General features: G+C 37.2%; 8 protein-coding genes and 5 pseudogenes. 11 read left to right on the top strand and 2 right to left on the bottom strand.

Features of this window, described 5'->3' with window-relative positions; all coding sequences use genetic code 11:
- Nucleotides 1-69 precede the first annotated feature (69 nt).
- Nucleotides 70-1,036: pseudogene (locus FTT86_RS12905) on the top strand (IS481 family transposase).
- Between the two features lie 118 nt (nucleotides 1,037-1,154).
- Here the strand turns inward: FTT86_RS12905 and FTT86_RS12910 are convergent.
- Complete coding sequence (locus FTT86_RS12910; protein ID WP_180039075.1) at nucleotides 1,155-1,586, bottom strand: PPC domain-containing protein; 432 nt, start codon at nucleotides 1,584-1,586, stop codon at nucleotides 1,155-1,157.
- Between the two features lie 299 nt (nucleotides 1,587-1,885).
- Between FTT86_RS12910 and FTT86_RS12915 the strand changes: the two genes are divergently transcribed.
- The 4 genes and pseudogenes from FTT86_RS12915 (at nucleotide 1,886) to FTT86_RS12930 (ending at nucleotide 4,964) form a co-directional block, all read left to right on the top strand.
- Nucleotides 1,886-3,091 carry an integrase arm-type DNA-binding domain-containing protein gene (locus tag FTT86_RS12915; protein ID WP_004281814.1) on the top strand — a complete coding sequence of 402 codons (1,206 nt, stop codon included), beginning with the start codon at nucleotides 1,886-1,888 and terminating at the stop codon, nucleotides 3,089-3,091.
- 50 nt (nucleotides 3,092-3,141) lie between these two features.
- Nucleotides 3,142-3,258: pseudogene (locus tag FTT86_RS12920) on the top strand (transposase); the annotation flags it as partial.
- A 9-nt stretch (nucleotides 3,259-3,267) separates the two neighbouring features.
- A pseudogene (locus tag FTT86_RS12925) lies at nucleotides 3,268-3,384 on the top strand (putative oxygenase MesX); the annotation flags it as partial.
- Nucleotides 3,385-3,572: 188 nt separating this feature from the next.
- Nucleotides 3,573-4,964 carry a methylenetetrahydrofolate reductase C-terminal domain-containing protein gene (locus tag FTT86_RS12930; protein WP_180087564.1) on the top strand — a complete coding sequence of 464 codons (1,392 nt, stop codon included), beginning with the start codon at nucleotides 3,573-3,575 and terminating at the stop codon, nucleotides 4,962-4,964.
- On the opposite strand, the gene FTT86_RS12935 is transcribed toward FTT86_RS12930, so the two are convergent.
- Nucleotides 4,961-5,629, bottom strand: coding sequence for an epoxyqueuosine reductase QueH (locus FTT86_RS12935; RefSeq protein ID WP_004647714.1), 669 nt, complete (start codon nucleotides 5,627-5,629; stop codon nucleotides 4,961-4,963). The genes FTT86_RS12930 and FTT86_RS12935 overlap by 4 nt on opposite strands.
- A gap of 171 nt (nucleotides 5,630-5,800) precedes the next feature.
- Between FTT86_RS12935 and FTT86_RS12940 the strand changes: the two genes are divergently transcribed.
- The 6 genes and pseudogenes from FTT86_RS12940 to FTT86_RS12965 form a co-directional block, all read left to right on the top strand.
- Complete coding sequence (locus FTT86_RS12940) at nucleotides 5,801-6,832, top strand: hypothetical protein (protein WP_171476945.1); 1,032 nt, start codon at nucleotides 5,801-5,803, stop codon at nucleotides 6,830-6,832.
- A 168-nt stretch (nucleotides 6,833-7,000) separates the two neighbouring features.
- On the top strand, nucleotides 7,001-7,984 hold the full coding sequence (locus tag FTT86_RS12945) for a putative oxygenase MesX (protein ID WP_180039079.1): 984 nt from the start codon (nucleotides 7,001-7,003) through the stop codon (nucleotides 7,982-7,984).
- 50 nt (nucleotides 7,985-8,034) lie between these two features.
- On the top strand, nucleotides 8,035-9,078 hold the full coding sequence (locus FTT86_RS12950) for a methionine synthase (RefSeq protein WP_180039080.1): 1,044 nt from the start codon (nucleotides 8,035-8,037) through the stop codon (nucleotides 9,076-9,078).
- A 97-nt stretch (nucleotides 9,079-9,175) separates the two neighbouring features.
- Nucleotides 9,176-9,670, top strand: coding sequence for a flavin reductase family protein (locus tag FTT86_RS12955; protein ID WP_004647846.1), 495 nt, complete (start codon nucleotides 9,176-9,178; stop codon nucleotides 9,668-9,670).
- A 42-nt stretch (nucleotides 9,671-9,712) separates the two neighbouring features.
- Nucleotides 9,713-10,243: pseudogene (locus tag FTT86_RS12960) on the top strand (sulfite exporter TauE/SafE family protein); the annotation flags it as partial.
- Nucleotides 10,244-10,326: 83 nt separating this feature from the next.
- Nucleotides 10,327-10,524, top strand: a pseudogene (locus FTT86_RS12965) (IS3 family transposase); the annotation flags it as partial.

Consider the following 10,524-nt stretch of genomic DNA (forward strand, 5'->3'; position numbering starts at 1 on the left):
GCGACAGTTTCAAAAGCCTTATGATAATCTGTGTGATTCATAGACATCACTTCAATATAATGGGTGTCTATGAACAGAGAAATTCAACAAAGACTCGTATGGGTTAAATTATTTGAAGAGACCAATAATGCTGGCCTGGTTTGTCGGAGATGTGGCATTTCTAGACCAACTTTACGCAAGTGGTGGAAACGATATTCTGAACAAGGTATTGATGGATTAAGTAGTCATAGTAAATGTCCCTTAAAATCGCCAAATACTAAAATCAATGCTGAGCTAGAAGCTTTAATATTGGAAATGCGCTCGGCTAGAAATCTGGGTGTTCGACGTTTGCAAACAGAATTAATGAGCTGCACGGAGTCTCGTTGTCCTTGGCGACTATCCATAAAGTACTATCCACCCATTAAGTCAAACCGATTAAAAAATTCCGTCGTAAAATAGATTACATTTGTCATGAACGTTCATTACCAGGCGATAGAATTCAAATGGATGCCTGTAAACTGGGTCCTGGACTATATCAGTACACATCTATCGATGACTGCACACGATATCGCGTTTTAAGGATATATAAACGCCGAACAGCTGCGAATACACTCGACTTTTTAACTGTGTAATTGAATAAATGCCTTTTCCCATACAGCGAATACAGACCGATCGTGAACGAGAATTCTTTGTTGAAAAAATACAGAAAAAATGATGCAGTATGGGATCAAATTTAGGTCGAATAAACCGGGTTCACCTCATCTGAATGGCAAGGTAGCGCTCACAAAAGACTGATAAATCTGAGTTCTACGCTACTGTAGATATCGATTCAGAGGAAATTCAGAGCAAACTGGCAGAATGGCAGCATTACTGTAACTGGATGAGACCACATTCAGCTTTGCAAGGTAAAACACCGATGGAAAGGTACTTTGAATTATGTGAAGAAACTCCTTTCTTCGATGAAGTCCAGAAGCAATACGCCCCCTCAAATGAACGGATTCAACATGCCAGTTACAAGATGTATTTAGAGATTGCTAAATTGAAACGATCTCTATGAATTACGTATCTATATCATTTTTACTAATATAAAAACATATACGTAAAAATCACGCCCCGTTTAACTGGCAATAGTTTTTGAACCCTGGTATAAAAGCTTAAAAAAATCTAGCAAGTCTTTATTTAATGTTAATACTCATCCAGTATTGAGGTTTTTTATCTTTTCTTGCCTGTGATCTAGGTTGTAATACTCTAATTTCATACTCACCTGAAGCAGGTAAAATATAAATACCCTTATCATCAAGCTCTGGAGAATATTCTCCAAGATTGATGGAGTCTTTTAATTGATTACCCCATAAGTAAGCTTCAACATTTCCTCCAGTCAACTTCACTTTTAACTTTTGCCCTTTTTTAGCATAAAATTTGTAGGAATCATACTTGTATCCATCTATCCTTCCGTAATAATTTGCAGAGTAAGCTTTTTTAGCAAACTTAACTACAATAGTCTTTCGTATATCATTGTTATCATTTGCAAGTACGACAGGGCTAACTATAGTTAAAGTTAGGGCTATCAAAGCGCCAGCTAGTAATTTCGTATTCGCTATTTCCATAAGGTTACCCTAATTCTTGTATCGCTCCTGACATAATAATATAACTAATAAGTAACCATGAATCATAGAGCAGAAATGTGAATAGTCATAACATGGGGTTACACTTCAAATGCCAATTTAAGACTTGCAAAATTAATGGTTAATTAATTGGTTACTAAGGACTAGCCAATCTAAATATAAATTTTATTTAACAATTACTTATAGAAATATGTGATGCGTATGATACGCATCATATGAATATCGCTTAAATTTGCTATAATTCAATTGAGCAGTGCCATTTGTGGTTAGGTTAAAAATTCATGAGTCTTACTGAGATTAAGGTACGTCAAGCTAAATCAAAGGAAAAAATCTATTTTCTGGCAGATGATGACGGCTTAAGTTTGAAGGTAGAACCAAACGGACGTAAATCTTGGAGTTACCGCTATTCACTTGCAGGGACAAATAAACGTCCTCGCATGAAGTTGGGTGAATATCCTGTAATGTCCTTGAAAGAGGCCAGATCAGTCCGGGATGAATATAAATTTAATAATTATGAAAATAAACCACTGCATAAAAAATACATCAAAACTTTTCAGGATATTTGTGAAGAGTGGTTAGAATTTAAAATTAAAAATTCCTTTGAAGATGAACCACGATGCGGTGTAATTCAGCTCGCAAAAAAATGTTTAGATCAGGATGTTTATCCAAATATTGGACTAATGCCATTTATTGAAATTAAAAGATATGATCTAGTTAAGATTATTAAAAAGATAGAATCTAGAAATGTAAAAGAACCTGTAAAGAAAGCCTATAGTTATTTAAATCAGATTTATGATTATGCGGTAGCGATGGGGTATTGTGAATATAATATTGCACATGGACTTCATAAAATATTAGTCAACAATAAGATTAAGAAAAACTATCCTCATTTGAATTCAGATGAACTATCTAATTTCTTAGCTAAATTAAATCAGATTAATACAGATCCTATTATTAAAAAAGCCCTGTTATTTAAATTATATACAGGCGTCCGTGGTGGAGAATTATTGCTTTGTGAACCACATCACTTCGATCTAGATAAAAAAATATGGAAAATACCAGCCTTACATATTAAACAATATAGAAGAAAGGTTATTTTAGGTCATGATATCCCTGATTTTTTTGTTCCACTATCTGATCAAGCACTTGAAGTTGTGAAATCAGCACTCGTTTGGTCTCATGGCGAGAAATATGTGTTTTCTAGCCCCCGAAATAATAATAAACCTATTCATTTTAATACCCTGAACTTGATTATCAGAAAAATGGGATATACTAAAAATGAATTAACTTCTCATGGGTTACGATCGACATTTAGTACCATATTAAATGAATCCGGTTTATTTCAATCAAATTGGATTGAAGCACAGCTATCTCATACTGATAAAAATAAAACCCGTGCAAGTTATAATCATGCAGAATATTTTAATCAGCGTATGGAAATGATGCAATGGTGGGGCGATTTTATTGATAGTTGTACTGTAAATTAATGGTTATGAAATCCAAGTTTTAATTAGAATAGGCTTTGTTGCACAAACCTATTCACCGCCATAAATCATTATCTAAAATTGCATCTCGTGGTAAAAGCTCAATGGGCCGGTTCTATGGCTATAAATTACATGTTGTGATGAATCAACTTAGAGAAATAGTCTGTTCACAATGATGATTTCTCTTAACTCGTAAAATTTATGACGGTGTTGAACGTGTTCAATTGAATCTTAAGCAAGGTAAATGGACAGAAGAGAACTTCATTAAGCCGTATCAAAATATTCTTGAAGAATAGGCATTTCATTTCACATTAGAGCGAGAATCTCATGAGAAAGTTGCCTGATTGAATGTAGTGAATAGATTCATTGCATAATTGTTGACTAAAATTTTCTATATCAGCCTGATTAAGATTAATCGGGCTGATTCTGTTAGGTCGAATATAATAGCGACCTGCTTCAATCATTTTTATTTGAACTTTATTTTATGTCACAGCTTGCTTCCCATTTTAAGCACAATCAGTTTTGTATTTTGTTGGAATATTTAAGTTCTGCTAAAGGCATTGCTGTACCAATGTCTTTAGCAGAATTTCCATGTGCGATCACTTTGGCAGATCGAGTGCATGCCGATAGTGATTTGGCACCACTTGAATGTGCGAAGACATTTCCTTCATCAATGGAAAAAATCATCCATTATTCAGGGAAAGGTCGGGATATTACTGATTTTGAGACCTTCTTAAAATCAACTCAAGCTTCGGGACAGAAAAATTTACTGCTTCTCACAGGTGATAAGTTAAAAGGGCATACAAATGGTCAAGATGGAACGAATCGCACCCGATATTTAGAGTCTGTAAATGCGGTCATGGCCGCAAAGTGTTATGGTGGATTTCACATTGGTGTAGCTTTTAATCCCTTTAAATATGCTGAAGCTGAACGTGATGCACAATATTTAAAACTTCACAAAAAGATTAAAGCAGGAGCAGACTTTATCGTTACCCAGTTGGGTTACGATATGGAGGCTTTAAAACAAGCCAAGGCTTTTTTAAATCGTCATCGATACCCACAAAATATACTTGCTTGTGTTATGCCACTTAGTTTGGCACGTGCCAATTTTATGGTGAAACATAAGGTCGCAGGAATTGTGATTACACCACACATGTTACGAGTGTTGGCTCAGGAAGAACAGGATGGACGAACTGAGAATGCTTATAAACGTTGTGCTATACAAATATTGATGTGTAAATATTTGAGTTTTGCAGGTGTGCATCTTTCAGCATGCCATAAGCCTGAAGAGCAAAAGCTTTTAGAAAAATATATTGAACAATATCGACATTATGGTTTACAGGAACTCGAAGCACTCTGGAATGCACTGTGGCAAGTGAAGACTAAAAATGAACTCGTGCCAGAATTAGCTTATTATTCCCGCCAACTATCCTCTAGCCAGCTTATTAAATATCAGCAATTGCATTTCATGCACAAGGCTCTATTTGAGTCCAAAATTGCCAAAGGTATGGGGCATTTTATTTTTAAAGCCTCATTCTGGGAAAATGCGCCTGCAGCAAAAGCATTGTTAAAAACTGAATTTATCTCTAAGCAAGGGATCGTGGGTTGTGAAAGTTGTGGTCAATGTAGGTTAGGAGATACTTTATATATTTGCCCTGAAACTTGTCCCAAAGGATTGGCGAATGGTCCTTGTGGTGGTACGACATTGGATCGCTGTGAGTTTGGAGATCGTGAATGCATTCATTCTGTGAAAGCCCGACTTGCCAAAGCCGTGGGACAGACTGACGTTCTAAAAGAAAAACTGATTCCAACTGTACCCATTGAAGTCCGTGGAACCAGTTCCTGGAAAAATTGGTATCTGGCGACTGAAGCTTAGCTTTCATCATCCATGGCATTCGAATAAAATTTCACGCCCAATTTGATGCGATCACGACCTTGGCTCATACGCCAACGGTTGGTATCACGTAAGGAGTATACACAGCCACAATATTCTTGTTGGTAGAATTCTTCCTTCTTGCTGATTTCAAGCATACGAACAGCACCACCATTTTTACGCCAGTTGTAGTCCCAATAGGTGATACCTTCATAATGTGAAGCAGAACGATGCCCACAATCATTGATCTGCTTCATATCTTTCCAACGAGAGATACCCAATGAGCTACTAATTAGGCTGAAGCCATTTTCAGCTGCATAAAGGGCAGTGCGTTCAAAGCGCATATCAAAACACATGGTACAGCGAATACCTTTCTCTGGCTCATTTTCCATGCCTTTGGCACGTGCAAACCAATTGTCTGTATCGTAATCACAGTCAATAAAAGGAATATTATGTTTTTCTGCAAAGCGAATATTTTCTTCCTTACGGATTTCATATTCCTTGACAGGGTGAATATTGGGATTATAAAAAAAGATCGAAAAGTCGATGCCTGATTCAATTAGGGTTTCCATCACTTCACCCGAGCATGGTGCACAGCAGGAGTGAAGCAGAAGCTTGTCGTGACCTGCTGGGAGAGTCAATTTCTGACGTTCAAGTTTGTTTGACATAGTTATATGGGTTTAAATCTAAACCCTATATTTTAACGATTTAATTAGATAGTAAGGATTTGATATACTGATATTTTCTAAGGTTAAGATGAAAGAAATTCACTAATTGAAATTTAATAAGAACTAAAGTATATAAGAGAATAACTACAATAATGCTTTGGAAGCAGAACATTGCAAGTTAATCAAGAGTCATTGAATGAAGCTTTAAAATTAAGTGAAGAAATTATTAGTAATATTGAGTTAAGTACCTCTTCTTTATCTAATTGCGCATTAAAGGCGAGTAGATTGGCAAGATTGCTAAATGAATTCGATTACCAAAGAATTTTTATCTTTGAAAGTAGTGGTTATCCTTCAAGCCCAAATGGTTTAACACCCGATATATGGGACTTATGTAAAAAAGCTGGAGAAGGAAAAACCGTAGAGAAAGCTAAGTTAGGGTCAATCGGAGCGATGGAGATTGAATTGGAAGCAATGAAGGACAGTCTAAAAATTGCACATGATCCTAATGTTTCAATAAGTTCAGCTAATCCGAATCAATTTGTTTCATCAGGTGGCACTAGTAATTTTTTAGAAAGAAAGAGTTTAAGAGATGGTATTAGCACGAACTCTCAATTTCTAACTAAACGACAAGCTTTTGTATGCGAATACGTGTCTAATAAATATTATGAGCTAAAATATTCAAAAATTACGTCAGATATTTTTTCTAGAACAAGAAAGTTTGTAGACGGAAAAATTGGAGATTTAGTACCATTATCAGCACAAAAATTTGCATCTGTTTATGAGAATTTAACGTCCGAAAATTCAGAGGATTGGTCAAATGCTGTTCATAGTTGTAGGCGAATATTACAAGATACTGCTGATGTGATTTATCCTGCTAGAGAGGATAAGACTATTAATTTAGACAATGGTGAAACTAAAATTATTAAATTAGGTGTGGATAATTATATAAATCGAATTATTGCATATGTTGATGAGCAGTCAGACTCTAAAAGATTTGAGGAAATCGTTGGTTCACAGATGAAATATTTGGGCGAGCGGTTAGATGCTATTTTCAAAGCTGCTCAGAAAGGTTCTCATGATATTATTACTTCTAGGCAAGAAGCTGATCGTTATGTTATTTACACATACTTGATAGTTGGAGATTTATTATCTTTGGTAGAGTTGCAAAAAACATTATCAATTTCAGATAAAGATTTTAGATAGCCGCTTAACTTACTGAATAACTAAAAATCCTCAGAATCTTTAATTTATTAAGATGAGTATTTCTCATCTTGAGCTGAATTTATATCGTTTTACTCACTTTCTTATTCACGTTTAAATACAGCCATTCAGAAATTTAGCTTTTTATAAAATTTTTAGGTGGCAATCTCCATGAGTACAGCATTTGAGTGTTCAATTAAACGTATCCGTTTTGATGAAAACTACACGCCAGCAGAAAGCACACGTTTAACCACAAATTTTGCCAATTTGGCACGTGGGGAAAGCCGTGAAGAAAACTTGCGTCGTACCCTTGCGATGATCAACAACCGTTTTAATAGCTTGGCAACCGTTGATAACCCGAAAGGTGATCGCTATTCACTTGAGATTGACATTATTTCTGCGGAAATTGATATTGAAGGTAATGGTCAAACTTTCCCATTTATTGAAACACTTAAAAGTGTTGTGATTGACCATCAAACAGGTGAGCATATTGAAGGCATGATCGGCAATAGCTTCTCATCTTATGTGCGTGATTACGACTTCAGTGTGGTATTGCCACAATTGGGTTGTGGTGTAGGTGAAAAACCTGAAGATTTTGGCAATCTACATGGCAAGCTTTATCAACATTTAGTCAATTCAGATGTATTTAAAGCAGAATTTAAAAAACAACCTGTCATTTGCTTAAGCGTTTCAACCTCTAAAACGTATTTCCGTACAGCCAACGTACATCCTATTTTGGGTGTGGAATACAAAAATGATGAATATTCACGTACCGATGAATATTTTGCCAAAATGGGTTTACGTGTACGCTACTTTAAACCAGAAGGTGGTAATGCACCATTAGCATTCTATTTCGCTGGCGATTTAGTCCGTGATTATACTGATTTTGAATTGATCAGTGCTATTGCGACCATGGAAAGTTTCCAACGGATCTATCGTCCTGAAATTTACAACACCAACTCTCCTGCAGGTGTGGTGTATCAACCAAGTCTAAGCTATGGCGATTATTCACTTACACGTGTGGTCTATGACCGTGTGGAACGTGGTGAGCTTGCAGTTAAACAAGGTAAATGGACGGAAGAAAACTTCATTAAGCCTTATCAAGACATTTTAAATGAATGGGCTGCAAATTTCGAAATCGAAACAGCTGCTTAATCCATTAAATTGATAAACAGATTTACGAATTTAGACAAAGAAGATTAGACATGGCGCTTACACAACCGAAACTTTTACTCCCAACTTCAACTGCGGGTAGCTTGCCAAAACCGTCTTGGTTAGCTGAACCTGAAAAATTATGGTCTGCATGGAAGCTTGAAGGCGAAGAATTATTAGAAGCTAAACGTGATGCTTTGAAATTATCATTACATGAGCAAGTCACTGCGGGTATCGATATCGTGAGTGATGGCGAGCAAACCCGTCAGCATTTCGTGACCACCTTTATTGAGCATCTTGAAGGTGTGGATTTCGAAAAGCGTGAAACGATGCGTATTCGTAATCGTTATGATGCGAGTGTACCTTCTGTTGTGGGTGATGTTTCTCGTAAAAAAGCCGTGTTTGTAGACGATGCGAAATTCTTGCGCAGCCAAACCAATCAACAAATTAAATGGGCGCTTCCTGGTCCGATGACCATGATTGATACACTTTACGATGGTCACTACAAGAGCCGTGAAAAATTGGCTTGGGAATTTGCCAAAATTCTGAATCAAGAAGCGTTAGAGCTTGAAGCAGTAGGTGTCGACATTATTCAGTTTGATGAGCCTGCATTTAATGTGTTCTTTGATGAAGTAAATGATTGGGGTATTCCGACCTTAGAGCGTGCGCTTGAAGGACTCAAATGTGAAACCGCTGTGCATATTTGCTATGGCTACGGTATCAAGGCAAATACGGATTGGAAACAAACTTTAGGTAATGAATGGCGTCAATACGAAGAGTCATTCCCGAAACTACAACAATCTAAGCTCGATATTATTTCACTTGAATGCCAAAACTCACGTGTACCAATGGATTTAATCGAATTGATCCGTGGTAAGAAAGTGATGGTGGGTGCAATTGATGTGGCAACCACTCAAGTGGAAACTGCAGAGGAAGTAGCAAATACGCTACGCAAAGCATTGCAATTTGTTGATGCAGATAAACTGTATCCTTCAACTAACTGTGGTATGACACCGCTATCTCGCCAAGTGGCAAGTGGCAAACTTGAAGCTTTAAGCGCAGGTGCTGCCATTGTTCGTAAAGAGCTAGAAGCTTAATCAAACGTAGTCTCGTGCGAAGCAGAACAAATCATCGCAAGGTCATTTGTCCAGCTTTATGCACGAGCACGTGATATGTACATTTGAGATGAAAGAGATGATTGAAGCAACAGACTTTAGAAATGCAATGTCTTTACTCACCACAGCAGTGAATGTTATTACGACTTCGGGTGAAACAGGTATGCATGGATTTACTGCATCTGCCGTATGTAGCGTGACGGATACACCGCCAATGTTATTAGTCTGTATGAATCAATCCTCCCGTTCACATGCCCATTTTGTTGAAAATAAAGTCTTGGCTGTAAACGTACTAAGTACTCAGCATGAACAGCTTTCAAATGCTTTTGCTTCAAGTAAATTCAGCTCAGAAGATCGTTTCAAACTCGGTGATTGGAGTACTATGGAAACTGGTTCACCTATTTTGAAAGATGCCTTGGTCAGTTTTGACTGTGAGATTCAAGATATTCAGCAAGTCGGTACACACAGTGTTTTCATGTGTCGTGTTCTTAAAGTTCAACAAAGCGATCAAGAAGAAAGTCTGGTGTATTTTAACCGTGCTTATCATCAAGTGGGTCAGTTGGAACACGCTTAACTCAATGCCTTAATTCTTTTATCTTTTTAAAGTTAGTTTATTGTGGAACTTATAACCTTTTTAGTCATCGGCGCTTTTGCTGGTTTTGCAGCAGGGCTGTTTGGTGTCGGCGGTGGTACGATTATTGTACCACTGCTTTTTATTGTCTTTACCCAAATGGGCTATGACCCCGATGTGGTTATGCACCTCGCATTAGGCACATCTTTGGCAACCATTGTTGTAACCTCGATTAGCTCATTGATGGCGCATCATAAAACTGGTGCTGTGATTTGGCCTGTTTTTAAAAATCTAGCGCCACCTATGGCGATTGGTTGTTTTTTTGGGGCAGGTTTTGCTGGTTTGATATCAGGATTACATCTACAAATCATTGTTGGCTTATTTCTGATTTGGGTCGCATATACGATGTTTACAGGTGCCAAAAAAGCAATTGACCCAACGAAAACGTTACCCTCATCAGGTCAACAAGTTGCTGCAGGTAGTGTGATTGGGGTTGCATCAGCAATCTTTGGTATTGGTGGTGGAAGTCTGACGGTTCCATATCTGAATCGCTATGGTGTGGTCATGCAGAAGGCTGAACCGTACCGGGTTTGTCGGAGAGTCAATATTCTGAGATGAGAAGCATTGCTTCGCAAGACGTAGCGAAGCGTAGTGTCCCGATGACAAAATTAAAATATACCCCTGAAATCAGAGAAAGAGCGGTTCAATTATTGATTGAATCTGAAAAAGATTATCCTTCTACTTGGGCTGCAATCACAGCAATTGCGCCTAAGATTGGTTGTACTCCTGAAACACTTCGTGCCTGGCATCAAAAGCATTTAGATCAGCAAAATCCTATTAAAGTACAACAGATATCT

It is taken from the genome of Acinetobacter sp. YH01021 (genome assembly GCF_013420255.1).
In the GTDB taxonomy this organism is placed as follows: Bacteria; Pseudomonadota; Gammaproteobacteria; order Pseudomonadales; family Moraxellaceae; genus Acinetobacter.